The organism is Streptococcus pasteurianus (genome assembly GCF_004843545.1).
Lineage (GTDB): Bacteria > Bacillota > Bacilli > Lactobacillales > Streptococcaceae > Streptococcus > Streptococcus pasteurianus.
Map to the genome: position 1 here is coordinate 2,025,677 of NZ_CP039457.1, position 25,868 is coordinate 2,051,544.

Below are 25,868 nucleotides of genomic sequence, written 5' to 3' on the forward strand. Positions count from 1 at the left end.
TTATCACTAAAGAACTGTCAGATTTCAGATAGATTATTATAGATTATTAATGAGGAGATTACCATGACATTGAACGGATTATTACAAAAATCACCCGCAAGTCTCCCTATCCTTCAAGCAACTTTTGGCTTAGAAAGAGAGAGCCTTCGCATTAGTAAAATAAATCACAGAGTTGCCCAAACTAAGCACCCTGAAATTTTGGGGAGTCGCTCATTTCACCCTTACATTCAGACGGATTACAGCGAGCCACAGATAGAGTTAATCACTCCGATTGCCAACTCAACTAGTGAAGTTCTACGTTTTCTTGGCGCTATCACAGATGTCATTGGGCGATCAATCAACAAAGATGAGTACCTTTGGCCTTTATCAATGCCACCAAAACTAACGGCTGATGAGATTGCTATTGCCAGTCTAGAGGATCACTGGGAACGCCAATACCGCGACCATTTAGCAAAAGTGTATGGCAAGGTGCTTCAATCCATGTCTGGAATCCATTACAACATGGAGCTGGGTGCTAACCTTGTGACTGCTCTTTTTGAAGAAAGTGACTATACCTCTCTAATCGCCTTTAAAAACGACCTCTACCTCAAATTAGCTCAAAACTTCCTACGTTTTCGTTGGTTATTGACTTATTTGTATGGGGCTTCGCCAATAGCAGAGCAGGGATTTCTTGACAAACCACTTGATAAGCCTGTTCGCTCACTCCGCAATAGTCACCTTGGCTATGTTAATCATGACGACATTCAAGTATCCTACCAAAGCCTTGAACGTTATATTTCTGACATTGAACATTATGTCAATTCTGGTCAGCTCATTGCTGAAAAAGAATTTTACTCAGCTGTCCGACTTCGTGGCAGCAAACACAATCGCGATTATTTAAAAAAAGGCATTACTTACCTTGAGTTCCGTTGTTTTGATATCAATCCTTTTGACCATCGCGGCATCACCCAAGAAACACTTGATACGGTGCACCTTTTCGCCTTGGCACTTCTTTGGTTAGATGATAGCTTTGCTATTGACCAAGATATTGCTGACGCAAAAGCGCTTAATGACCGCATCGCTCTTAGCCACCCACTTGAGAAATTGCCACAAGAAGCACCTGCTGACCTTATCCTTTCTGCCATGCAAGCAGTCGTTGAACACTTTGATTTGCCAGAGCATTATCACACCCTACTCGAAAATGTCAAAGCACAGATTGAACACCCTGAATTGACCATTGGTGGACGTTTAGTGACAGAAATTGACCACCTCTCTTTGGAAACATTTGGGCAAGAAAAAGGGCAAGCCTATCACGACTATGCTTGGCATGCTCATTATGCCCTCAAAGGCTATGAGAATATGGAGCTTTCCACTCAATTATTACTTTTTGATGCCATTCAAAAGGGAGTAAACGTTAATATTCTTGATGAAAATGACCAGTTTCTCAAACTTTGGCATGGTGACCATGTTGAATACGTCAAAAATGCCAATATGACTGCCAAAGATAATTACATTACACCACTTGTCATGGAAAATAAGGTAGTCACGAAGAAATTGCTAGCACAAGCAGGCTTCCCAGTCCCAGCTGGACAAGAATTCGACGACAAAGATACCGCTCTCCGCTATTTTTCACAAGTCAAAGACAAGGCTATCGTTGTCAAACCAAAATCGACTAACTACGGACTAGGTATCTCAATTTTCAAAGAATCTGCTGACCTTGCTTCTTACCAAAGCGCTCTAGACATTGCCTTTGCTGAAGATGACACGATTTTAGTTGAAGAATTTATCTCTGGAACTGAATATCGCTTCTTCGTTCTTGATGGTAAATGCGAAGCGGTGCTTCTGCGAATTGCTGCTAACGTGGTTGGTGATGGTACACACACGATTGCGGAATTGGTTGACCTTAAAAATCAAAATCCACTCCGTGGCTACAATCACCGTTCACCACTTGAAATCATTGAACTAGGCGACATTGAACGCCTCATGTTAGAGCAACAAGGATACACACCAGATGACATTCTCCCTGAAGGTGTCAAGGTTGATTTACGCCGTAACTCTAACATTTCAACTGGCGGTGATTCCATTGACGTTACCGAAGCCATGAACAAATCTTATCAACAACTAGCAGCTCAAATGGCTAGCGCTATCGGTGCTTGGGTTTGTGGGGTAGATTTGATTATTCCTGACGAAAATCTCAATGCTAGTAAAGAAGAGCCAAACTGCTCGTGTATCGAGCTGAATTTCAATCCAGCAATGTACATGCACACTTATTGCCACGCAGGAAAAGGGCAAGCATTGACACCAAAAATCCTAGCAAAACTCTTCCCAGAAATCTAAAAAAATTTCTATCACACCTGTAAATAAAAAATCTGTCTCAAAGTACAGTCATTACTTGTCATCAAGCACCATTTTGCGATAAAATAAATACAAAATCAGATAGAAATGGACTGACTAACATTATGCCACGTTATGGTAGACCTCCAAGAGGTGGAAACGGTATTTTCACCGCTATTATCGGAGTTATTATTCTTATTGCTTTGCTTGAGAGCCTTTTAGAAATCATTTTACCTATTGTTCTTATTGCAGGGGTTGGATATGGTGTTTATTATTTGGCAACCAAGCAGACACGACTTGAAAAAGTCAATACCGAACAACGTTTACAAGATTTAAAAGATAGTATTAGACTGGCTGACCGCCAAGTTAAACTTTTGGATAATTACCTTGATGAAAAAGATTACACGCAATATGTTGTCGTTGCGCGCCAGCTATTGCCCAAAATCCGCAACATCAAAACTGAAGTCACTGACTTAAAATCTAAAATGGACCTCAAAATCTCTAAACGTATCCTTCAGAAAGCAGAGAGTGTTGAGGAAGATATCTTGTTACAACTGGAAAAATTGGACGTTTCACCAGCAACACCGCAAGCTTCAGGTGAAGAAAAAGAATTGCTTCAATACGCTCCCGAGTTGACCAAGCTTTACAACAACATTCAAAAAGACCACTTAACCATTCTGGAAAAGATTGAAAATGCGGATAACAAAGAAGAATTAACCGCCCTTCACGAAGCAGACATGGAACGTTTTCGAGATATTTTAGAGGGTTATCTCAAAATCAAAAAATCTCCAAAAGATTATTACAATGCCGAGGAACGTTTGGCACAGGCCAAAACAGCTATGGAAAAATTTGACTTGGCATTAGACGAAACATTGAGAAAACTGAACGAAAGTGATTTAAAAGACTTTGATATTAGCCTTCGTATGATGGCTGACGATGACACAAACTTATAATGTTGCCTTGCACATAAAGGAGAATTCTAATGGCTGATACTTTCAACTTTGATATTGATAAAATCGCTGAAAATGCGATTACAAAAACAGATAAAACAACTGAAATTATTGTTTCAAGCGACACCAGCTCAACAGGACAAGTCTCATTCTACGACAAATTGTCACCTGAACAACAATCAGCAATTACAGCTAAAGCACCTGCTTTGATCGATAATTTCGTTGCTGACCAAAATGCTCTTCTTGATTTTGGAACATCAGCTGTTGAGGAAGTCAACACGACTGTCAATCGCATTTTGTCAGAGCAAAAGAAACTTGAAATTCCTCAAGTAGATGAATTGCTCAAAAACACCAACCGCGAACTAAACGGCTTTATCGCCAAATACAAAGATGCTAAACCTGCTGAGCTTGAAAAGAAACCAAATTTCTTGCAAAAACTTTTCAAACAAGGTAAAGACACTTTGCAAGAATTCTATTTTGATTCGCAAAATATTGAACAAAAAATGGATGGCATGGCTGCCGCTGTTGTCAAACAAGAAGAAACCTTAGCACGTAACATTGTCTCTGCTGAAATGCTTATTGAGGACAATAACAAATCTATCGAAAATCTTGTCGGTGTCATTGCTTTCATCGAAGCCGCTCAAACCGAAGGCGCCAACCGTGCTAGCCAATTGCAAAATGAAATTACTACACTTGATAGCGCAACGCCTGAATACCAAACAAAATCAGACGAATTGGCACGCATGACCGAAGTCATCAATACATTGGAACAACAACACACCGAATACCTCAGTCGCCTTTATGTCGCTTGGACAACAACGCCACAAATGCGCAACATGGTTAAAGTGTCATCAGATATGCGTCAAAAACTTGGCATGCTACGTCGCAACACCATTCCGACAATGAAATTGTCAATTGCCCAACTCGGTATTCTACAACAATCGGTCAAATCTGGCGTAACTGCTGATGCTATTGTCAATGCTAATAACGCTGCGCTTCAAATGCTTGCTGAAACAAGCAAAGAAGCCATTCCAATGCTTGAACGCACAGCACAAAGCCCAACCGTTTCAATCCAATCCGTGACCGCACTTGCTGAAAGCCTCGTCGAACAAAATAACGGCATTATTGCTGCAATCGACAACGGTCGACAACAGCGTGCTCAACTCGAAGCAGCCGTTGTTAAATCTGCTGAGACAATCAACGATTCTGTTAAAATTCGTGACCAAAAAATCATCGAAGCTCTCCTCAACGAAGGTAAAGAAAGCCAAGAAAATGTTAAAAAGAAAGACATCACACCAGAAAACGACTAAGAGAATCGACTAGTATAATGCGAGCAACTCGCTATCAACTAACTGCAACATCATAAAAATTACCAACTGCCTTGCTCCTCACTTTAAGGAATAGGGCAGTTTTACTTTTCCAAACAAACTACCAGACTTAAAGCCCTAATTTTCTCCCAGATGATTACGCTTTTACCAACCACAATACTAGCCCATCAAATTTGCTTTGTGTTATAATGTTCTTATGGATAAACTTATAAAATCAATTTCAAAATCTGGTTCTTTCCGTGCTTATGTGCTTAATAGCACTGAGACGGTTAGATCTGCACAAGAAAAACATCAGACACTTTCTAGCTCTACTGTTGCCCTAGGTAGAACGCTTATTGCCAATCAAATCCTAGCTGCCAATCAGAAAGGAGACAGCAAAGTAACCGTCAAAGTTATTGGTGATAGCTCACTTGGTCACATTATCTCTGTGGCTGATACTAAAGGACATGTCAAAGGCTATATTCAAAATACTGGCGTTGATATTAAGAAAACCGCTACTGGCGAAGTCATGGTTGGACCATTCATGGGTGCTGGTCAATTCGTTGTCATCACAGACTACGGTACAGGTAACCCTTACACTTCTTCAACACCACTTGTCTCAGGTGAAATCGGTGAAGATTTGGCTTTTTATTTGACTGAATCTGAACAAACACCTTCTGCCGTTGGGCTTAACGTTCTTCTTGACGACAATGACAAGGTCGAAGTTGCTGGTGGCTTTATGTTGCAAGTCCTTCCAGGTGCTTCTGAAGAAGAAATCAACCGCTATGAAAAACGTATCCAAGAAATGCCTGCTATTTCAAAACTTTTGGAATCTGACGACCACGTTGAAGCTCTTTTAAAAGCAATCTATGGCGAGGATGAGTACAAAGTCCTTGCTGAAGAAGAAATCGGCTTTAATTGTGATTGTTCACGTGAACGTTTTGAAGCTGCTCTTGTCACTCTTGGCAAAGAAGAACTCAAAGCCATGAAAGACGAGGACCACGGTGCCGAAATCACTTGCCAATTCTGTGGTAAAACTTACAACTTCACCGAAAATGACTTGGAGGGATTAATCAATGACTAAACTCAGCTCATCATTTATGATTGGTGATGTTGAAATTCCTCACCGTACGGTGCTAGCACCCATGGCAGGAGTGACAAATTCTGCCTTTCGTACGATTGCAAAAGAATTTGGAGCGGGCTTAGTTGTCATGGAGATGATTTCTGAAAAAGGTCTCCTCTACAATAACGAAAAAACTCTTCACATGCTTCACATTGATGAAAATGAGCATCCAATGTCAATTCAATTATTTGGTGGTGACGCAGACGGACTTAAACGCGCAGCTGAATTCATCCAAGAAAATACCAAAGCTGACATCGTTGACATCAATATGGGCTGCCCTGTGAATAAGGTTGTCAAAAATGAAGCAGGCGCAAAATGGCTCAAAGACCCTGATAAAATTTATCACATTATCAATGAAGTCACTTCTGTTCTCGATATTCCATTGACTGTCAAAATGCGTACTGGCTGGTCAGATAGTGAGCTCGCTGTTGAAAATGCACTTGCTGCCGAATCAGCTGGAGTGTCTGCCCTTGCTATGCATGGACGTACACGTGAGCAAATGTACACTGGAACATGTGACCACGAGACACTTGCTCGTGTTTCAAAAGCCATTACCAAAATTCCATTTATTGGAAACGGTGATGTCCGTAACGTTCACGATGCTAAATACATGATTGAAGAAATCGGTGTTGATGCCGTTATGGTTGGACGCGCAGCCATGAACAATCCATACATCTTCACTCAAATCAATCATTACTTTGAAACAGGCGAAGAACTGCCAGACCTTCCATTTGTCAAAAAATTGGACATCGCAGAAGATCACCTCAAACGTCTCATCGACCTCAAAGGTGAAAAAATCGCTGTCCGTGAATTCCGTGGTTTAGCCCCACACTACCTCCGTGGTACCGCTGGCGCTGCCAAAATCCGTGGAGCCGTCTCACGCGCAGAAACTATTGACGAAGTCAAAGAAATCTTTAACAGCTTACGATGATTGGGAAATTTCACCGATAACAAACCCAAAAACAGCTACTAAGTTAAACTTAGCAGCTGTTTTTATTTTATTATTAAGCAATATCAAATTTGAGTTTCCCTTTAGAAACGCCGATTTTAAGGGTATTTCCACTTGCCAATTCGCCTGATAGAATAAGCTCTGATAATTCATCTTCAACTTTATCTTGCAGAGTACGGCGAAGCGGACGAGCTCCCATTTCTGGGTCGTATCCAATTTCGGCTAAATATTTCAATGCTGATGGTTGGAATTTTAGCGTAATATCTTTTTCAGCTAGTGTCGCAATCAATGGTTTAACCATGATTTTCACGACATCACGCATATTTTCTTGAGTTAAGTTGTGGAAAACAACCTTTTCATCAATACGGTTGATGAATTCAGGTCGGTAAGCTTTTTTGAGTTCTTCCATGATGCGTTTTTGCATTGCCTCATAATCATGAGCCATATCACGCGCACCAAAACCAACTGTCTTTTCATCACGCAAAGCGGTTGCCCCAAGATTTGATGTCATGATGATAATCGTGTTTGAAAAATCAACTTTACGACCACGACTATCCGTCAGCACACCGTCATCCAACACTTGGAGAAGCACATTGAAAATATCTGGGTGGGCTTTTTCAACTTCGTCAAATAGAAGCACAGAATAAGGTTTGTTGCGAACTTTTTCAGTCAATTCGCCACCTTCTTCGTAACCGACATATCCTGGAGGAGCTCCGTTAAGACGACTCGCCGCAAATTTTTCCATATACTCAGACATATCAAAACGGATAAGAGCAGATTCATCATCAAATAGCAGTTCTGCTAGTGCTTTAGCCAACTCTGTTTTACCAACACCCGTTGGACCCAAGAACATAAACGACCCAATCGGACGTTTGCCTGTACGAATGCCCGCTTGATTACGACGAATAGCACGACTAATCGCTGAAATAGCTGAATCTTGGCCAATCACACGCTTATGGAGTTCTTTTTCAAGGTTCAAGTATTTCTTACTATCTGCCTGTGTCATTTTCTCAACAGGAATACCTGACAAACGACTGAGCGTTGCCATAATATCATCTTCTGTCACAGCAGTTGGTTTACGATTTGGCTTCTTGCGTGACTCTTTCAGCAATTTCGTTGCCAATTTGAAATCACCTTCCAAAATAGCTTTATCAGCAGGTGTCAAAGTAGCTGGCGCTTCTTTTTTCACCAAACCTTGAACCGTTGCACTTGCTTCATCAAGCAAATCAATCGCTGAGTCAGGAAGATTTTTACTTGTCAAATAGCGATGCGCAGCTTTGACAGCCGTTAAAACAGCTTCGTCAGAAATCACCACATTATGAAAATCTTCATATGATTTCTTTAACCCAAGCAAGATTTGGTAAGCATCTTCAACACTTGGTTCTTCAATGGTAATCTTAGCAAAACGGCGAGAAAGCGCCGCATCTTTTTCAAGATGTTTTTGATATTCTTCTTGCGTTGTCGCACCAACCATATGAAGCGTACCACGCGCAAGCGCTGGTTTTAGAATATTAGCCGCATCCAAAGTGCTGTCAATTCCAGAGCCTGAACCCATAATCGTATGCACTTCGTCAATGAAAAGAATAATATGACCGTCTTCCTCAATATCTGAGATGATTTGGTTCATGCGTTCTTCAAAATCACCACGGAATCGCGTACCAGCCACAACGCTCATCATATCAAGCTCTAAAACACGCATGTCTTGGAGTTCATACGGAATCGCACCATTGACAATTCGCTGTGCCAAACCGTAAGCAAGAGCCGTTTTACCAACACCAGCTTCCCCTACTAAAACTGGATTGTTTTTCGTTTTGCGACTAAGCACCTGCACCATACGAGAAATTTCTTTTTCACGACCGATAACAGGTTCTAATTTTCCTTGACCTGCCATCTCTGTCAAATCACGCGTGAAATCTGACAAATCCCCCGCTGTTGACTGTGGTTTCATCATTTCAGAAAAAGCACCGCCCATTGTCGCTTTTTTCGGCTTACGAAGCCCATGAATAGCCTTGATATTTTCCTTTGTAAAACCAGCATTACGTGCCAAACTCTTACGCAAATCAATCAAACGAGCAGCGTCACCGTCTTCTTTATTTTTAAAACCAGCAACTTCTAGCAAACGTGTGGCAAATAAATCAAGGTTTAACAACATCGCATAAAGCACGTGTTCTGTCCCGATTTCGTTACCGCCAGTCACCTGACAAATAGACTCAGCAAATGCTAAAACGTCACTAAGAGCTTTAGATTGTTCTACAAAATGAACTCTGTCAACGTCCGTTAACGGTGATTTCCCAATGGCTAAAACAGCTGCCGCTTCATATTCTTCATAGGCGATTTTAGTTTGGTATTCCGCAAATGTTAGCCCTGCGACTGAGTCATGGATAGCAACCATAGCTAAAAGGACGTGCCAACTTTCTAAATATGGGCTTTCAAAACGCGCTGCTTGGTATTGAGCAACACTGAAAACCTCTTGCATTTTTATCGAATACTCACTCATAAATGGAATCCTTTTCTATCTAATCTTTGTAAAATTTTCCGCAACATACGTGCCCTAATCTCTGGAGCATCTTTGCCAAGAACATCATCCGAAGCTGTTGCTAAAATCAAATTTCCTTCACGTTCAGTAATGATTTTTTCATCAAACAGCAACTGAATCAAATCCGTGAAAACCTGCTCACTAATACGTTCACCAATGTTTGCCATAAGATTACCAAACATTTGATGTTGATCTGAAAAACGCACTCTGGCAATGCGGATATAACCTCCGCCACCACGTTTACTTTCGACAGTATAACCACGACTTTCCGTGAAACGCGTTTTAATCACATAATTAATCTGGCTAGGAACAACTTGAAAGGTATCTGCCAAGTTTGACCGCTTAATTTCGGCAATACCTGATTGGGCAAGTAATTGCTTAATGTATTCTTCAATACTATCAGATGTATTTTTTGCCATTAGCTTCCTCCTTTTCAAGATTAATGACCATTTCCAAATAGACTATCTTTGACTATAACTGACTATCATTATAACAAAAATATCCTTTTTAGGGGAAAATAAGCCCTACTAATTTAGATAAATTTAATATCATCATCTCAAGTTTCATAAAAATAAAGTCAATCACACCAATCCAGTATATTGAGCAAGTAAGAATTGAGTGCATTAACCCATTGTGTACGCTTTGGCAACTCCCCTAATCGCTTGCGAAAGAATGTGCGTTAGCGTATTGTACCAAGTTTTTCTTTTAATTATCGTGCGCAACATAGTAAATCTTGTTGTAATTCACTTTAGCACAGCTATACGTAAAAAATGGATAGAGAAGCATTTTGATGATATTGAAAAATAGTTGTCCTTCTCTGAGACATTGCAAAGTTGTAAGCGATGATAAAAAGTACCTTAGCTTTGGCCGGCAAGGTGCTTTTCTTGTACTCAGATATTACTCTGAAATTCTCCTTGCTGTTGTTATAGCATGAGCTAACATCTCTTGTCAAAGAAAGGCACTCAAATAGTCAATCACACCAATCATGATACTATTTTCAGCCTAAAACAATCACCGAAAGACAGATTTTGGTTGTGTTTGCTCAAGAGATAGGATACAATAAAATCTGTAACAAATGAAAGGTTTCAAGTAAATGAACTATATTATTACATTTTTGATTTCCATGCTTCCTCTTGTAGAACTTCGTGGCGCTGTTCCTTATGCAATCGCCACTGGTATTCCAATGTGGCAAGCACTTATTATCGGCGTTGTCGGTAATATGCTCCCCATCCCAATTATCTTCTTCTTCGCACGTCGTGTGCTTGAATGGGGAGCAGATAAACCAGTTATCGGTGGTTTCTTTACTTGGTGTTTGAAAAAAGGTCACAGCGGTGGTAAAAAACTAGCTGCGACTGCTGGTAACCGTGGACTATTTATCGCCTTATTACTCTTTGTTGGTATCCCCATTCCTGGAACAGGAGCCTGGTCCGGAATATTAGCCGCATCAATCCTCGATTGGAACTTCAAACAAAGCGTCGTTGCAGTTATGCTCGGGGTTATCCTCGCAGGACTAATCATGGGAACACTAACAATTCTCGGCTTAGGAGCATTTAGCTAAAAAAGAGCTTAGGAAGCAAACCAAGCTCTTTTAATGTTGTTTTTTATCAACTGTTAGCAAGATTTCTCAAGCATACAAAACCACCTGAGATTTCTATCTCAGATGGTTATTTTATTAGCAAGCTATTCTTATTTGTTAAGTGCTGCTGCCATTGTTGCTGCAACTTCTGATTCAAAGTCGTTAGCTGCTTTTTCGATACCTTCACCAACTTCAAAGCGAGCAAAAGTGATAACTTTAGCATTTACTGAATCAAGGTATTGTTCAACAGTTTTGCTGTCATCCATGATGTAAACTTGTGCAAGAAGTGTGTATTGTTGGTCAACTTTAGTGTTATCAAGCATGAAGCGATCCATTTTACCAGGGATGATTTTATCCCAGATTTTTTCTGGTTTGCCTTCTGCTTTTAGTTCTGCCTTGATATCTTCTTCAGCTTGAGCGATTACTTCATCAGACAATTGTGATTTAGAACCGAATTTCAAGTGTGGAAGAGCTGGTTTGTTAACCATTGCACGTGATTCGTTATCTTGATCGATTTTGTGGTTCATTTGAGCTAATTCATCGTGAATGAATTCTTGATCAAGTTCTTCGTATGAAAGAACTGTTGGTTTCATAGCTGCAACGTGCATTGAGATTTGCTTAGCAAGAGCTTCGTCGCCACCTTCAATAACAGTTACAACACCGATACGTCCACCGTTGTGTTGGTATGCACCAAAGTGTTGATCATCAGTTTTTTCGATAAGAGCGAAACGACGGAATGAAATTTTTTCACCGATAGTCGCAGTTGCATTAACATAAGCTGCTTCTAAAGTTTCACCTGAAGTCAAAGTAACTTTAAGTGCTTCTTCGTTATCAGCAGGTTTTTGTTCAGCGATAGCTTTAGCTGTTTCTTTAACCAATTCAACGAATTGTGCGTTTTGAGCAACGAAGTCAGTTTCAGCGTTAACTTCAACAACTGCTGCAACGTTACCGTCAACATAAAGGCCAGTCAAACCTTCAGCGGCTACGCGGTCAGCTTTTTTAGCTGCTTTAGCCATACCTTTTTCGCGAAGCAATTCAATTGCTTTTTCCATGTCACCATCAGTTTCAACAAGTGCTTTTTTAGCGTCCATGACACCAGCACCTGATTTTTCGCGCAATTCTTTTACTTGAGCTGCAGTAATTGCCATTTTTTATGTCCTCCAGGATTTTTTTGTTTTCCAAAATAATAAAAACGAGACAGAGCGGTTTGCTTTCTGCCCCGTTTTAAAGCATATCAAAGACTGTTAAGCCTTAAAATCTTATTCGTTGTCGCCTTCTACAACTTCAACAATTTCTTCGATTGAGTCAGCTTGTGCTTCTGATGCAAAATCAACATCTGCATCTTCACCTTGACGTCCTTCGATAACAGCATCAGCCAATTTAGATGTAATCAATTTAACGGCACGGATAGCGTCATCGTTTGCTGGGATGATAACATCGATATCATCTGGATCAGCGTTTGTATCAACCATTGCAACAACAGGGATACCAAGTTTTTTAGCTTCTTTAACAGCGATTTGTTCTTTGTGTGGATCAACAACGTACATTACGTCTGGGATACGAGGCATATCTTCGATACCACCCAAGAATTTTTCAAGACGAGCACGTTGTTTGTTAAGAAGAGCAACTTCTTTCTTAGGAAGAACTTCAAAAGTTCCATCTTCTTCCATGCGTTTGATTTCTTTCAAACGAGCGATACGTTTTTGGATAGTATCCCAGTTTGTAAGAGTTCCACCCAACCAACGGTGGTTGATGTAGTATTGACCAGCACGTTCTGCTTCTTCTTTAACAGCATCAGCAGCTTGCTTTTTAGTACCAACAAACAAGATAACAGCGTCGTTAGCAGCTGCATCACGAACGAATTCGTAAGCTACATCAGCCATTTTTACAGTTTGTTGAAGGTCAATAACGTGGATACCGTTACGTTCTGTGAAGATGTATTTAGCCATCTTAGGGTTCCAGCGACGAGTTTGGTGACCAAAGTGAACACCAGCCTCAAGAAGTTGTTTCATTGAAATTACTGCCATGAGTAGTTTCTCCTTTTTTATAATGTTTTTTCCTCTCCCAGACTTCATCTTGCAAACCCACCCATAAAGAGCAACAGGTTCACAATACATCCAGAATGAGTATTTGTTGCATAAAACAACTGTTATAGTTTACCATAAAACCTCTATTTTGACAAGTCAAATGCAACCTTAAAAAGCTTTTCTTTAAAGTATTTTGGCACTACCTCCTATCATTAAATCTCTGCCATGATAAATTCTTATTCCCTTATCCTTATCACAAAAACAAAAGCCCGACTCTGTCGGGCTTTTGGCGTAAACACATTATATATAAAGGCGGTAGACGGATTTGAACCGACGATCAAGCTTTTGCAGAGCCGTGCCTTACCACTTGGCTATACCGCCATAACAAATAATATTCTACCTTAAAATCTAAGCGGCGTCAAGTAAATTTCTTAAATTCTGAACTTATCGACCAATTCTATTTCCCTTGTAAAATACGGCATTTATGCTATAATACTAAAAATCTTTGGAGGTGTTTTATGAAAAAACTAAGTCCTAACAGTCATATTCGCGTACTCAGCCCGTCAGATTCAATTGCTCGCTTGGGTGGATTTGAAGCCAATCTTTCTGCCAAAGAAACGTTAGAAAATCTAGGATTTCGTGTGTCATTTTCAGAGCATTACTTAGAATCTGATATGCTCTATTCTTCTTCAATCAAGAGCCGTATTGCTGATTTGCACGCTGCTTTTGCTGATGACTCTGTTGATGCTATTCTGGCTACGATTGGTGGTTTTAATTCTAACGAACTATTGCCTTATCTTGACTACGACTTAATTGCCAAACACCCTAAAATTATCTGTGGGTATTCGGATTCGACAGCTTTTTTGAATGCTATTTTTGCTAAAACTGGAAACCTCACTTACATGGGACCGTCATATTCTAGTTTTAAAATGAAAGAAGGTCAAGATTACCAAAGCAAGGCTTGGTTAAACGCTATGACAAAATCAGCTTATGACCTTGTTCCAAGTCAAGAGTGGTCAAGCGACCCTTGGTATGACCCAACACAACCACGTCATTTTATGCCAACAGAATGGAAAATTTACAACGCAGGGAAAGCTTCTGGCACCATTATTGGTGGAAATTTATCTACTTTTGGACTTCTTCGCGGAACACCTTACGCCCCTCAAGTCAACGATTATGTCCTTTTCTTAGAAGAGGCAGAAGAAGATGACTATCATGAGTTTGACCGCAATTTAGCAGCCATTTTACAAGCTTACCCCAATCCAAAAGCGGTGCTTATCGGACGCTTCCCAAAGGAATGCCAAATGACACCCGAAATATTAACCTATATCCTAGACAAGCACCCACTTCTTAAAACCATTCCTGTCATGTATGACCTTGATTTTGCCCACACTCAGCCACTCTTTACAATCACTATCGGCGCACAAGCAAGCATTGACACTGACACTTTAAGCATTCACATCGAGGAATAAATACCCTAAAAAAGAATAATTAAAATATTTTCATTTGCAGATTTACAAATAAAGCGATTTCATCAATTCCTCTGCTAAAATGAGGTTATAATCTATGGAGGAAATCTACTATGCTGAAACGCTTATTTAATTTATTACCTATTCTTATCTTTTTGCTTTTGCCACTTATTTAATAAGCAACTCTTAATAATAAACTTTAAAATAATCTCTTTTCATGACACAAAAAAGCCAAGCAAAAATGCTCAGCTTCAAACTTTTTCAACAAATCACCAAATGATAACGCGGTCTTCTGGTGCGCGCCACATTGGGTCACCTGCTTTGATGTCAAATTCTGTGTGGAATTCATCAAAGTTTGTCAATGTAACATTGGTACGAAGTTTTCCTGGTGCATGAACGTCAATGCTTGCTAACATTTGCATATATTCATCACGCGCTTTCATGCGCCAAATCGTTGCAAAGTTGATGAAGAAATCACGTGCTGAGAAATCCTCGTCTTGTTTTGCGGCTTCGAGTGCACAAGCCACACCACCAAGGTCAGCCACATTTTCAGAAACGGTTAATTTACCATTGACTTTCGCACCATATGAATCTAAACCGTCAAATTGGTCAACGATTTTATCCGTACGTTCTGTAAAGGCTTGGTAATCTGCTTCTTTCCACCAGTTATTGAGGCTACCATGTTCATCAAATGATGCACCGTTGGTATCAAAAGCATGTGAAATTTCATGGGCAATAACCGCACCAATACCACCATAGTTAGCAGATGAACTTTGTTCTAAACTGTAAAATGGGGCTTGTAAGATCGCCGCTGGAAAGACAATCTGATTTTGTTGTGGGTCATAGTAAGCATTAACCATATGGGCAGGCATATGCCATTCACTACGGTCAACAGGCTTGTTCCATTTGCTCCAGCTATGTGCGATTGAAATTTTAGCAAGGTTTTGCGCATTTTCAACTAATGACAACGAGTCATCAATGATTTTCTTAGCATAAGTTTCTGGCAATTTTTCAGGATAACCAATGTGTGGTGTAATGACGTTTAATTTAACAATGGCTTTATCACGTGTTTCTTTTGCTAACCAATCTGCTGACGTCAAACGTTTCTTGTAAACATCAATCATTGTCGCTACTTTATGTTCCACATCGGCTTTGGCTTCTGGAGAGAATTTTTGCCCAGCATACCAAAGACCAAGTGCTTGGTTATAAGGGCCCGAAGCTAAATAGTAAGATGCTTTTTTCTTATCCATAGCTTGTGGTGTCCCTGAAAGCGCACGACCATAAGCACCTGAAAGCACACGAATGTCATCTGTTAAGTAACCGTTAAACGCCCCCGTAGCTGATAAAACCAAATCCGCCTTTAGCAAATCCCAGTTCTTTTCTGAATAATAGTCAGCAGCAAACTCTGTCCAGAAACGTTCTTCAGGAACAATCACTTTATCAGGAATTTCTCCCAAAATTTGCGTGAAAATAGCATCCAAAGGCAATTCTGGTGCTAATTTTGTAAAATCAGCCCAATCATATGGGTGATAAAGTTTGACGTATTCAGAAGATTCTTCACGTGACAAAACATATTTAGCGACTTTGGCATCTAATGTAATCACCTTGTCAAGCAAGTCTTTCGTTTCTTCAGCTGAAAAACCAAATTTTGGCAATAATTCTTCTTGCATTTGGCGCCAGATAGCTAGTAATTCTTTACCTTTTTCATTATCTTCGGCATAGTAAGTCGTATCAGGCAAGATTGTTCCAGGAGCTTCTGCCCAAAGAACATTGAGCTGCGCATTCATGAAATCTGGGGCAACACCAAGCGGAAATTCATTTGGTTTTCCTGCCATTTCAAAATCTGCAATTTTGCCTGCAAATTCAGCAAAAGAATCCAAGTTTTTGTATTCTTCAATCAATGGAAGAACTGGTGCGACACCAACTTCTTCACGTTTATCATAATCTGAAGTCATACGATGAAACTTGATATAGTTTTGTAAAATACTATCCTCTGGTACATCTTCGCCGCTAAGCCATTTATCTGTTGTTGCCAACATTAAATCTTCAATCTCATCGGCTAAATCTGAAAAACCACCTGTACGTGGTTTATCATCAGGAATAACGGCTGTTTTTTCCCATTCGCCATTGACAGCATCATAAAAATCGTCTTGATATCGAGTCATAAAAAATCTCCTTTAATCTATTAGAACCATTTTATCAAAAAAAGGTGAGAATAGCAGATATAAAGCACATTTGTCAGAAATTAAATAACAGACTTTCTGACACTTTTTTGCTATACTTAGAGCAAGGAGGCAACTATGACTAAAAAACATTATAATTGGGCAACCCTGGGAACTGGTGTCATTGCTAATGAATTAGCGCAAGCACTTCAACAACAAGGGCGAAAACTCTATTCTGTTGCTAACCGCACTTATGATAAGGGGCTAGCTTTCGCTGAAAAATATGGCATTGACAAAGTTTATCAAACTATTGATGAGGTATTTGACGACCCTAACGTAGATATTATTTACATCTCAACGCCACACAATACACACATTAACTTTTTGCGTAAAGCCCTAGCAAACGGCAAACACGTTTTATGTGAAAAGTCAATTACGCTTAACGCTGACGAATTGGACGAAGCTATCAAGCTAGCTGAAGAAAATCACGTCATTTTAGCAGAAGCCATGACCATTTTCCATATGCCAATTTACCGCAAACTTTCAGAAATCATTGCGACTGGAAAACTCGGTGGATTGAAGCTCATTCAAATGAATTTTGGCAGCTACAAAGAATACGATATGACAAACCGTTTCTTTAATCGTCAGTTAGCTGGCGGTGCACTTCTTGATATTGGTGTCTATGCTCTTTCTTTTGTCCGTTGGTTTATGACATCAACGCCGACTCAAATTGCTTCCCAAGTAAAATTAGCTCCGACAGGAGTCGATGAACAAGCTGGGATTTTGCTAACTAACAGCCAAGGCGAAATGGCAACTCTGACGTTAAGCCTTCACGCCAAACAACCAAAACGTGGAACAATCGCCTACGGTAAAGGTTATATCGAACTTTACGAATACCCTCGTGGGCAAAAAGCGGTGATTACCTATACCGAGGACGGACATCAAGAAGTCATCGAAGCTGGAAGTACCGCACTCGCTCTTTCCTACGAAGTCGCTGACATGGAAAATGCCGTTTCTGGTCAAGAAAATGCCATGCACCTCGACTACACCAAAGACGTCATGGACATTATGACAAAACTCCGCAAAGACTGGAACCTCACTTACCCAGAAGAAGAATGACAACACACAAAATGAGCAGGGAAATCTCCCCGCTCTTATATTTTCACCCAACAGATTCGCCTCAAAGTGCTATAATAAGCCTTAAAGAGAGAGTTAGAAGGGGATAAAATGGAAACGACACATACCAACCGAAAAAATGTGATTATTCGTTATGCTTGTTTAGTACTATTTATCATCCTTATGGGTATTGACATCTTTTTGGGAAAATCGTTGTCTAGCGGAGTATCTAAACTGCTTATTTGCACATCATGTCTTGCTATTCTTGGCATGATTATCGCTGGTTATCGGTATGAATGTGATAAGTTTGCCCAAACAGACGACTTGACGCGTATCAGAACGCTCGGTGTTTCCATTAATCCACATAGCCGTCTTGGAAAAATCAGCTACGGTTTAGCCATTGTATTGATAATTACCATTCTGGTCATTATCCTGCTTACTTGATAAATTTTCTTGATAAATGGCAAGTGTTTGATAAGGTTTTAAAGTGATTTTTTCAGAAAGGTTTGTTTCTGGATAATTGCTTAACAAAACTTGTCCTGACTGATAAGCTTCTGGCAAATCAAGCTCAACTTCTTTAGCAAAAAAATTATTCAACACCAACAACTGTTTTCCGTCAAAATGACGTTCAAACGCATAAATATAAGAATTATCTTGATAAGCTGACTGATAACTTCCTTCCGCAATAATTGGTAAGTCTTTTCTAAGACGAATCAATTGTTGATAGAAAGTGAAGATTGGTCCGCTTTTTTCATTTTCAACATTAATGTCACGATACGTTTTACCAACTTTCAACCATGGTGTGCCTGTTGAAAATCCCGCATTCTCTGAAGCATCCCATTGCATCGGCGTACGGCTATTGTCACGTGATTTTGCTTGAATAATGGCAAATGCTTCCGCTTCTGTCTTGCCTGATGTCAGTAATTCTTGGTAAGCATTTAAACATTCAACATCAACATAATCAGCCATGCTGTCATAATCTGGATCGAGCATACCAATTTCTTCGCCCATGTAAATATATGGTGTACCACGAGACAAATGAATAGCTGCCGCTAACATGGTCGCTCCCTCATTACGGAAGTTTTTAACATCTATGAAACGATTAATCGCACGAGGTTGGTCATGATTATTCCAGAAAAGTGCTGACCAGCCACCACCCTCACTCATTTTTTCCCCCCAAGTGTGGAAAAGGGTTTTTAATTCTTCAAAATCAAATGATTTTAACGTCCATTTTTGACCATTTTCGTAGTCAACCTTAAGATGATGAAAATTGAAAACCATATCCAATTCATGACTGTCAGGGTTGCTATACTGGATACAATTTGGAATGTCTGTAAAGCTCATTTCACCAACCGTCATGCTATTGTCATCTTGACCAAATGTCGCTTGATTTAACATTTTCAAATAATCGTGCGCAATCGGACGGTCTGTGTATTCAGGTTTACCATCAAAAGCAGTATTATCTTTCAGCTCTTCATCTTTACCAATTAGATTAATCACATCGAAGCGAAATCCCTTGACACCTTTTTCACGCCAGAAATTAACCACCTTGAACAATTCCTCACGCACATGCGGATTGCGCCAATTCAAGTCAGCTTGTGTAATGTCAAACAAATGCAAATAATATTTGCCAGTATCACCAAATGGTGCCCAAGCATTACCACCGAATTTTGAAACCCAATTCGTCGGCGTATCACGTAAAATGAAGAATTCTTGATAATATTTGCCCCCAGCTAAAGCTTTTTGGAACCATTCATGCTCTATTGAACAATGATTCAAAACCATATCAAGCATCAATTCAATACCATGTTCCTTAGCTTTTTGACTTAATTCTTCAAAATCAGCCATTGTCCCAAATAAGGGATTGACCGCTGTGTAATCTGAAATATCGTACCCATTATCACGTTGAGGACTTGGATAGAAAGGGTTGAGCCAGATGACATCAACACCTAATTCTTCCAAATAGGGTAATTTTTCAATAATCCCACGCAAGTCCCCTACGCCATTGCCTGTCGTATCTTTATAAGATTTTGGGTAAATCTGATAAACGACTTTTCTCTTATCAAATGCCAATTTTTGCTCCTTTATCACAATTTACTTGCTGTAAAAATCGCTTCCCCACGCGCAACATCACACGGCAATTCTCGCGTAACATCCGTCTGGAAATCATTTTGATTGGTCACAATAACAGGTGTCACCACAGGATAGCTAGCCGCTTGAATAGCTGCCATGTCAAAACTAATCAAAGCATCACCAACCGACACTCTATCACCTTGCTTAACATGAGCCGTAAAGCCGTCTCCGTCAAGATTTACCGTGTCCATACCGATATGCATCAGCAATTCAAGACCTTCATCTGAAACCAAACCAATCGCGTGTTTTGTTGGGAAAAGAACTGATACTACACCGTCAACTGGCGCAACCAATTCTCCTTCTGTCGGTTCAATCACAACACCTTGTCCCATAACACCTTGGGCAAAAACAGGGTCTGGTGCTTCACTCAAATTTTTAGCGCGTCCTGCAAGCGGACTTTGGATAGAAATCACTGTTCCTGCAGGCACTTCCGCATCCTTTTTAGCCTCAACAACTGCCTGAACTTGTGAATTTTCATCTGACTTCACTTCATCTTCAGCTTTTGTCAAGAAACCAACACGACGGAAAATAAATGTCAAAACAAATGGAATAACAATTGCAATCACCATATCAATGGCAAATAAGCCCATGTATTTTGCTTGAATCGAAAGAATACCTGGCAAACCACCGATACCAATCGCATTAGCCGTGATATTGAAACTTGTACAGAATAGCCCTGCAATACCTGAACCAATCATCCCTGCAACAAATGGGTAAACATACTTCAAGGTAACCCCAAAAAGTGCTGGTTCTGTGACACCAAGATAAGCTGAAATCGCTGCTGGCAATGAAATTTGAGCTTCACGTTCATCATGACGATTCATCACATAAAACGCCAAAACAGCAGAACCTTGAGCAATATTTGACAAAGCAATCATTGGCCAAAGCCCAGTACCACCAGCATCCGCAATCAATTGTGTATCAATCGCATTAGTCATGTGGTGTAAACCAGTAATAACAAGTGGCGCATAAAGTGCACCGAAGATAGCACCAAAGAGCCATTTCACAGGACCAGTCAATCCAGCAAGTACCACTGCCGAAATACCTTTACCAATTGTCCAACCAATCGGACCAAGCACCGTATGTGCCAAAATCAATGCTGGAATCAATGATAGAAACGGCACAAAAATCATCGAAATCACTTCTGGAATATGCTTACGCCAGAACCGTTCCAGGTAAGCCAAAGACAACCCTGCCAACAGCGCTGGAATAACTTGAGCTTGGTAACCAATCTTTTGAACCGTAAAGAAACCAAAATCCCAAGTCCAGTTTGCCGCAATTTCAGCAGCTGATGTGCTGGCAACATTATAAGCATTTAACAGTTGGTTTGGAGAAATCAAACAAATCCCCAGAACAATCCCCAGAATCTGGCTAGTTCCCATTTTACGTGTCACAGACCAGACGATTCCTACTGGTAAATAGTGGAAAATCGCTTCACCTGGCAGCCACAAAAATGAGTTCACACCAGACCAAAATTGAGAAACCTCAACAATCGTCTTACCATTCAATGCTGACCATTCAACACCTTCAAGAATATTACGAAAACCTAAAATCAAACCACCAACGATAATCGCTGGAATGATAGGTGTAAAAATTTCCGCCAACATTGCAAGCGCACGTTGTAACCAATTTTGATTTTTCTGCGCAGCTGATTTAGCCGCTTCTTTTGATACCCCTTCGATACCAGAAACCGCTGTAAAATCATTATAAAAAATAGGAACATCATTTCCGATAATTACTTGGAATTGCCCTGCATTTGTAAATGTCCCCTTAACCGCAGGGATGGCTTCCAAACGCTTAACATCCGCCTTACTCTCATCATTTAAAACAAAACGCATCCGCGTCGCACAATGCGTTACCGCCGCAATATTTTCTTTCCCGCCGATAGCTTCAAGCATTTCACGGGCATCTCTTTCAAATTTTCCCATATGTCTTCGGTAAAACCGACTCCTTTGTTAGTCTATAAATAGTTGCTAGCTTTATTTACAAGGTTATTGTAATCGTTTCCTATTTTGTCTGCAAGTTGTTTGCTGTAAATAAGCACATTTTTTCTTGATTTTTTCCAAGTCGTATGGTAATTTAAAAACAACTTTATAAAACTAAAGGAATTTCTCAACATAACTCATGAAAAAATACGAACAAATCTTTAAAGACCTTGAACACGATATTACCTCTGGCATTTACCAAGCTGGTGACTATCTCCCCACCGAAAACGAGCTAACCCAAACCTACCATATGAGCCGTGACACTATCCGCAAAGCGCTTAGTCTCCTTGCTGAAGCAGGGCTCATCCAGAAAATTCATGGTTCTGGCTCTCAAGTCATCAAACACGAGCAGATTGATTTTCCCGTTTCACAGCTCACAAGCTATAAAGAACTGGTCGATGCTCACCATATCAATTCCAAAACCAATGTCATTGCCATTGATAAACTTATCGTTGATGAAAAATTAGCTGCGCTGACAGGTTTCAAGAAAAATAACCTTGTCTGGCGAATCATTCGCCAACGTGTCGTTGACGGCACCGCTTCTGTCCTTGACATTGATTATTTAGACAAAAAAATCGTGCCAAATATGACACGAGAAATCGCCGAACAATCCATTTACGATTACCTTGAAAACCAACTCCACCTCATCATCGCTTTCGCTCAAAAAGAAATCACCATTGACCAGCTAACTGACCGTGACAAACTACTCCTTGACATCGGTGCCGAACACCACGTTGTCTCTGTCAAATCAAAAGTTTACCTCGCCAACAAACACCAATTCCAATTCACCGAAAGCAGACACAAACTCGAAAAATTCCGCTTCGTTGACTTCGCAACCCGAAAACCACAGTAACACGTGACACCTATTTGAGAATAAAAAAACGCAGTCTCTCCCATATCTCGAAAGTTTTGAAATACCTTGGATTTCCTGCTGAACTGTCAGCCCTACCACTCACAGCGCCTAAGGGGATTATCAAAAAGAAACTAGTTACAAATAATTATTGTTACTAGCCAATTTCAGAATGATTTGTGAACGAAGCGAGCACAAAAACGATACTTACTGCTGTTCACATAGCCTGAACCTAGAAATTGAAAAGCGAAAAAGCTAAGAAAGGCATTAAAAATTTTCTTCAATCAAAAAGCAGCTGGATATAAAATGTCCAGCTGCTTTTGCATTAATGTCGTAATCTGCGGTAAACATTTACCACCAATAAAAGCACGATTAGAATAAATATTACAAGGAATGGTGCAACCATCAAAGGTTTTACCTGAGAAGTAACACCATTAAGTGATTTTAAATTATTAATTTTGAAACTCGAACTATCAGCAGCAATTGTGAATGAAGAAGTAATATCAGTTTTTTCAGTACCATTTACAAGGTAGACCTTGGCATCTTTATTGTAAGTTAAACCAGTTGAAAGTGTATCTGATAATTCAAGATAGTATTCATCATACGAAGCAAGATTATCCGGTAATGTAGCAGTCAATTGGAAAGGTACTGAATCGTTAATATCGTAATCAGCAGAATCTTGCCAACCAGTAGTTTCACCAGTTGTATCGTTAATATCTTTTAGATTTTTCTCAACAGTTGGAACACTTGTCCTAGATTCTACAAATTTCATCTCCTATAATCGTGAATTTATCCGCTCACTTGTCGAAAGTAGACATTTCTCGCTTTTAACTGCAAAATTTAATAACAAATCGCCCTTAGGTAACAATGTATTACGAAGCACACATTAGTCACTCTTTATGTTCTCACAAGTTTATAACTACATGTTATAGTAGCATCAAAAAGCCTAACATAGACAACGGACCTAACCCCAAGAATTAGACAAGAATCTAACAATTGGGGTTAGGTTTATTATACGTGTTAGGCTTTTATTCATGAAATTTTCTGTGGACAAGTCAAAGTATTCTGCAAATACGTAAAAAAAGCCGAAAATCACCAGCTTTTTTACACAGATATCAACACTTATTCACAACCTGTGGATAAGTATGGTTATACATTGGGGATAACTTGTGTATAAATACCTAAATAATCCTATAATATCAATATTTATCACTACTCCACAAAATTTGAAAACACCTTGTTGATAACTCATTTTTTCACAAGAAGAAGTTACCTCAAAACTTACTAGAAACCTTACCCTAAAGGGAGTTCTAAGATTTTCACAAAAAAAGAGTTGTGTACTTTTCCACAGCTATTATTCTTGACTAAACTTCCACAAGTTAGGAGAAATTGCCCAAAATTTACTCTTTTCTGTGCTATTTTTCGTTACCTATGGCTTAAATTTACTATTTTTCTACTCATTTTGCGGTTCAAAACAAAAAAAGAAAGAACCCCACTAGCGGAGTTCTTTCAGGAGATTATGAAAAAGAAAAGTTTTAGGATTGTTTACAGTATATAAAGACTTGCTTAAACTTACCTTAAGCTAAAAAATTATTTTTCCGAATAAGGATAGCCCAAATGTTCATAAGCTTTTTCAGTTGCCACACGACCAGTACGAGTGCGCATAATAAAGCCTTTTTGAATCAAATACGGCTCATACATATCCTCAACAGTATCACGCTCTTCAGCGATATTAACGGATAGCGTTCCTAAACCGACAGGACCACCGTTATAAACCTCAATCATGGTACGCAAAATTTTCTGGTCAATGTAATCAAGCCCCTCATGGTCAACATCTAACATCGTCAATGCTTTATCGGTAATATCTTTTGTGATAATACCATCTCCCATAATTTGGGCGTAATCACGTACACGTTTTAAGAGACGATTAGCAATACGAGGTGTTCCACGACTACGTCGTGCCAATTCTTGGGCAGCTTCATGGACAATTTCCATTTCAAAAATATCTGCCGTGCGTTCAACAATTTCTGTCAAATCTTCAACGTCATAGTATTCCATATGCCCAGTAATGCCAAAACGAGCACGTAAAGGATTAGAAAGCATACCAGCACGTGTTGTCGCACCAATCAGGGTAAACGGCGGTAAATCCAAGTGAACACTACGACTAGTCTCGCCATTGCCAATCATGATGTCAATATAAAAATCTTCCATGGCGCTATAAAGTACTTCTTCCACAGCCATTGGCATACGATGAATTTCGTCAATAAAAAGCACATCACCAGGTTCCAAATCATTCAAGATAGCAACCAAATCACCAGCTTTTTCGATAGCAGGTCCAGATGTCTGTTTTAAATTCACCCCTAATTCATTAGTAATCACAAATGCCATTGTCGTTTTACCAAGACCTGGAGGTCCAAACAATAGCACATGGTCCAAAGACTCGTCACGTAATTTTGCTGCCTCAATAAAGATTTTTAGCTGATTTTTAACCTTATCTTGTCCGATATATTCTTTTAAAAACTGAGGACGAAGCGTGCGCTCCGCAAATTCCTCATCACCCATAATATCATTATCTAAAATTCTGCTCATACCCTTATTATACCAAAACCAAGACCTACAGTGAATTGTTTAACTAGGAAATCCCACTAATACAATGATAACCAGCAATTTTATTAATAAAAAAGATCGAAGAATAAATTTTCTTCAATCTCACTTCCTTAAATTAAATCATCACGGCTGACTTGTTCAAACTTTTGGTCACCGTCATTTAATTTATCCCAAATGACAACCTCACCAGCTTTCAACGACTTTTGAACGTCAATGATACGTTGATTAGAAGAACCACGGAATTGCAACATTAAATTTTTCTTGGTAATATCAAAACGTCCGTCAACCAAAATATCGATTAAGCTAAGCATTTCCAGCTTATCTGGCGTTTCTTGCATCATTTCTTCCCATGTATAACCTGTCCAAGACCAAATGTCCTTTTCAGGCAATTCACGACGCACACGTTTGATTAATGGCAACAGAATCCCCGTATTAAGAAATGGTTCACCACCAAGAAGCGTTAGCCCTTGAACATAAGGTTGTGCCAAATCAGCCATGATTTGCTCTTCAAGCTCTTGTGTATAAGGCATACCAGCCTTGAAAGACCACGTTGCCGCATTGTAGCATCCTTTGCAGTGAAACATACACCCAGAAACATAAAGAGAATTGCGTACACCCTCACCGTCAACAAAGTTAAAAGCTTTGTAGTCAATGATTCGTCCTTGACTTAATTCCTCTGACTTCCATTCACCAGGCTCGGGAGTATTCCAATTTTTTTCTTCCATCCTAGCCTCTTTCTAGTTTTAATTTCCACTTATCCACAGG

The 25,868-nt window shown here is 39.7% G+C and carries 19 protein-coding genes, 1 tRNA gene and 1 pseudogene; 10 read left to right on the top strand and 11 right to left on the bottom strand.

Annotated elements, in window-relative coordinates:
• Positions 1-63: 63 nt before the first annotated feature.
• From gshAB to dusB, 5 genes are all read left to right on the top strand, one after another.
• The gene (gshAB, locus tag E8M05_RS10590; RefSeq protein WP_048790993.1) at positions 64-2,316 is read left to right on the top strand and encodes a bifunctional glutamate--cysteine ligase GshA/glutathione synthetase GshB; all 2,253 of its coding nucleotides are present in this window, start codon (positions 64-66) and stop codon (positions 2,314-2,316) included.
• Between the two features lie 122 nt (positions 2,317-2,438).
• Positions 2,439-3,266 carry a membrane protein gene (locus E8M05_RS10595; protein WP_003066817.1) on the top strand — a complete coding sequence of 276 codons (828 nt, stop codon included), beginning with the start codon at positions 2,439-2,441 and terminating at the stop codon, positions 3,264-3,266.
• Between the two features lie 29 nt (positions 3,267-3,295).
• On the top strand, positions 3,296-4,573 hold the full coding sequence (locus E8M05_RS10600; protein WP_003066819.1) for a toxic anion resistance protein: 1,278 nt from the start codon (positions 3,296-3,298) through the stop codon (positions 4,571-4,573).
• A gap of 214 nt (positions 4,574-4,787) precedes the next feature.
• Positions 4,788-5,654 carry an Hsp33 family molecular chaperone HslO gene (gene hslO, locus E8M05_RS10605; protein WP_003066821.1) on the top strand — a complete coding sequence of 289 codons (867 nt, stop codon included), beginning with the start codon at positions 4,788-4,790 and terminating at the stop codon, positions 5,652-5,654.
• Positions 5,647-6,624, top strand: a complete 978-nt coding sequence (gene dusB, locus E8M05_RS10610; RefSeq protein WP_003066823.1) for a tRNA dihydrouridine synthase DusB — start codon at positions 5,647-5,649, stop codon at positions 6,622-6,624. The genes hslO and dusB overlap by 8 nt, the downstream gene beginning before the upstream one ends.
• A 73-nt stretch (positions 6,625-6,697) precedes the next feature.
• On the opposite strand, the gene E8M05_RS10615 is transcribed toward dusB, so the two are convergent.
• Both E8M05_RS10615 and E8M05_RS10620 read right to left on the bottom strand, forming a co-directional pair.
• On the bottom strand, positions 6,698-9,139 hold the full coding sequence (locus E8M05_RS10615; RefSeq protein ID WP_048790992.1) for an ATP-dependent Clp protease ATP-binding subunit: 2,442 nt from the start codon (positions 9,137-9,139) through the stop codon (positions 6,698-6,700).
• Entirely contained in the window at positions 9,136-9,597 is a 462-nt protein-coding gene (locus E8M05_RS10620) for a CtsR family transcriptional regulator (RefSeq protein WP_003066826.1), read from the bottom strand. Before E8M05_RS10620 ends, E8M05_RS10615 begins: the two co-directional genes overlap by 4 nt.
• 674 nt (positions 9,598-10,271) lie before the next feature.
• Between E8M05_RS10620 and E8M05_RS10625 the strand changes: the two genes are divergently transcribed.
• Positions 10,272-10,736, top strand: a complete 465-nt coding sequence (locus E8M05_RS10625) for a COG2426 family protein (RefSeq protein WP_003066829.1) — start codon at positions 10,272-10,274, stop codon at positions 10,734-10,736.
• Between the two features lie 128 nt (positions 10,737-10,864).
• Here E8M05_RS10625 and tsf read toward each other — a convergent pair whose 3' ends face one another.
• From tsf to E8M05_RS10640, 3 genes are all read right to left on the bottom strand, one after another.
• Complete coding sequence (tsf, locus tag E8M05_RS10630; protein WP_048790991.1) at positions 10,865-11,902, bottom strand: translation elongation factor Ts; 1,038 nt, start codon at positions 11,900-11,902, stop codon at positions 10,865-10,867.
• 111 nt (positions 11,903-12,013) lie between these two features.
• The gene (gene rpsB, locus E8M05_RS10635) at positions 12,014-12,781 is read right to left on the bottom strand and encodes a 30S ribosomal protein S2 (protein ID WP_013852317.1); all 768 of its coding nucleotides are present in this window, start codon (positions 12,779-12,781) and stop codon (positions 12,014-12,016) included.
• A 310-nt stretch (positions 12,782-13,091) separates the two neighbouring features.
• Positions 13,092-13,162: transfer RNA gene (locus E8M05_RS10640), tRNA-Cys, on the bottom strand.
• A 137-nt stretch (positions 13,163-13,299) separates the two neighbouring features.
• On the opposite strand from E8M05_RS10640, the gene E8M05_RS10645 reads away from it, so the two are divergent.
• The gene (locus tag E8M05_RS10645; protein WP_013852318.1) at positions 13,300-14,253 is read left to right on the top strand and encodes a S66 family peptidase; all 954 of its coding nucleotides are present in this window, start codon (positions 13,300-13,302) and stop codon (positions 14,251-14,253) included.
• A 266-nt stretch (positions 14,254-14,519) separates the two neighbouring features.
• Here E8M05_RS10645 and E8M05_RS10650 read toward each other — a convergent pair whose 3' ends face one another.
• Positions 14,520-16,415 carry a M13 family metallopeptidase gene (locus E8M05_RS10650; RefSeq protein WP_048790990.1) on the bottom strand — a complete coding sequence of 632 codons (1,896 nt, stop codon included), beginning with the start codon at positions 16,413-16,415 and terminating at the stop codon, positions 14,520-14,522.
• A gap of 135 nt (positions 16,416-16,550) precedes the next feature.
• Here E8M05_RS10650 and E8M05_RS10655 point away from each other — a divergent pair, with 135 nt between their 5' ends.
• Together E8M05_RS10655 and E8M05_RS10660 are read left to right on the top strand one after the other, a co-directional pair.
• The gene (locus E8M05_RS10655) at positions 16,551-17,531 is read left to right on the top strand and encodes a Gfo/Idh/MocA family protein (protein ID WP_048790989.1); all 981 of its coding nucleotides are present in this window, start codon (positions 16,551-16,553) and stop codon (positions 17,529-17,531) included.
• A gap of 108 nt (positions 17,532-17,639) precedes the next feature.
• Positions 17,640-17,972 carry a hypothetical protein gene (locus E8M05_RS10660; RefSeq protein ID WP_003066848.1) on the top strand — a complete coding sequence of 111 codons (333 nt, stop codon included), beginning with the start codon at positions 17,640-17,642 and terminating at the stop codon, positions 17,970-17,972.
• Here the strand turns inward: E8M05_RS10660 and treC are convergent.
• Positions 17,922-19,601, bottom strand: a complete 1,680-nt coding sequence (gene treC, locus E8M05_RS10665; protein ID WP_048790988.1) for an alpha,alpha-phosphotrehalase — start codon at positions 19,599-19,601, stop codon at positions 17,922-17,924. The two genes, E8M05_RS10660 and treC, sit on opposite strands and share 51 nt — an antisense overlap.
• Positions 19,602-19,615: 14 nt before the next feature.
• Positions 19,616-21,589: a PTS system trehalose-specific EIIBC component gene (gene treP, locus E8M05_RS10670; RefSeq protein WP_048790987.1), complete on the bottom strand. Its 1,974-nt coding sequence runs from the start codon at positions 21,587-21,589 to the stop codon at positions 19,616-19,618.
• A 196-nt stretch (positions 21,590-21,785) separates the two neighbouring features.
• On the opposite strand from treP, the gene treR reads away from it, so the two are divergent.
• On the top strand, positions 21,786-22,499 hold the full coding sequence (treR, locus tag E8M05_RS10675) for a trehalose operon repressor (RefSeq protein WP_003066857.1): 714 nt from the start codon (positions 21,786-21,788) through the stop codon (positions 22,497-22,499).
• Between the two features lie 409 nt (positions 22,500-22,908).
• On the opposite strand, the pseudogene E8M05_RS10680 reads toward treR, so the two are convergent.
• The 3 genes and pseudogenes from E8M05_RS10680 to nrdG all read right to left on the bottom strand — a co-directional run.
• Positions 22,909-23,259: pseudogene (locus E8M05_RS10680) on the bottom strand (isopeptide-forming domain-containing fimbrial protein); the annotation flags it as partial.
• Positions 23,260-24,086: 827 nt separating this feature from the next.
• Entirely contained in the window at positions 24,087-25,085 is a 999-nt protein-coding gene (gene ruvB, locus E8M05_RS10690) for a Holliday junction branch migration DNA helicase RuvB (protein WP_003066863.1), read from the bottom strand.
• Positions 25,086-25,213: 128 nt separating this feature from the next.
• Complete coding sequence (gene nrdG, locus E8M05_RS10695) at positions 25,214-25,828, bottom strand: anaerobic ribonucleoside-triphosphate reductase activating protein (RefSeq protein WP_003066866.1); 615 nt, start codon at positions 25,826-25,828, stop codon at positions 25,214-25,216.
• Between the last annotated feature and the right edge of the window lie 40 nt (positions 25,829-25,868).

Excerpts from the sequence above, each read along its gene's own strand:
- E8M05_RS10620 (WP_003066826.1), bottom strand. The coding sequence starts at position 9,597 with ATGGCAAAAAATACATCTGATAGTATTGAAGAATACATTAAGCAATTA.
- E8M05_RS10625 (WP_003066829.1), top strand. The coding sequence starts at position 10,272 with ATGAACTATATTATTACATTTTTGATTTCCATGCTTCCTCTTGTAGAA.
- dusB (WP_003066823.1), top strand. The coding sequence starts at position 5,647 with ATGACTAAACTCAGCTCATCATTTATGATTGGTGATGTTGAAATTCCT.
- treR (WP_003066857.1), top strand. The coding sequence starts at position 21,786 with ATGAAAAAATACGAACAAATCTTTAAAGACCTTGAACACGATATTACC.
- E8M05_RS10655 (WP_048790989.1), top strand. The coding sequence starts at position 16,551 with ATGACTAAAAAACATTATAATTGGGCAACCCTGGGAACTGGTGTCATT.
- tsf (WP_048790991.1), bottom strand. The coding sequence starts at position 11,902 with ATGGCAATTACTGCAGCTCAAGTAAAAGAATTGCGCGAAAAATCAGGT.
- ruvB (WP_003066863.1), bottom strand. The coding sequence starts at position 25,085 with ATGAGCAGAATTTTAGATAATGATATTATGGGTGATGAGGAATTTGCG.
- E8M05_RS10600 (WP_003066819.1), top strand. The coding sequence starts at position 3,296 with ATGGCTGATACTTTCAACTTTGATATTGATAAAATCGCTGAAAATGCG.
- E8M05_RS10660 (WP_003066848.1), top strand. The coding sequence starts at position 17,640 with ATGGAAACGACACATACCAACCGAAAAAATGTGATTATTCGTTATGCT.
- gshAB (WP_048790993.1), top strand. The coding sequence starts at position 64 with ATGACATTGAACGGATTATTACAAAAATCACCCGCAAGTCTCCCTATC.
- E8M05_RS10645 (WP_013852318.1), top strand. The coding sequence starts at position 13,300 with ATGAAAAAACTAAGTCCTAACAGTCATATTCGCGTACTCAGCCCGTCA.
- rpsB (WP_013852317.1), bottom strand. The coding sequence starts at position 12,781 with ATGGCAGTAATTTCAATGAAACAACTTCTTGAGGCTGGTGTTCACTTT.
- treP (WP_048790987.1), bottom strand. The coding sequence starts at position 21,589 with ATGGGAAAATTTGAAAGAGATGCCCGTGAAATGCTTGAAGCTATCGGC.
- hslO (WP_003066821.1), top strand. The coding sequence starts at position 4,788 with ATGGATAAACTTATAAAATCAATTTCAAAATCTGGTTCTTTCCGTGCT.
- E8M05_RS10595 (WP_003066817.1), top strand. The coding sequence starts at position 2,439 with ATGCCACGTTATGGTAGACCTCCAAGAGGTGGAAACGGTATTTTCACC.
- E8M05_RS10615 (WP_048790992.1), bottom strand. The coding sequence starts at position 9,139 with ATGAGTGAGTATTCGATAAAAATGCAAGAGGTTTTCAGTGTTGCTCAA.
- E8M05_RS10650 (WP_048790990.1), bottom strand. The coding sequence starts at position 16,415 with ATGACTCGATATCAAGACGATTTTTATGATGCTGTCAATGGCGAATGG.
- nrdG (WP_003066866.1), bottom strand. The coding sequence starts at position 25,828 with ATGGAAGAAAAAAATTGGAATACTCCCGAGCCTGGTGAATGGAAGTCA.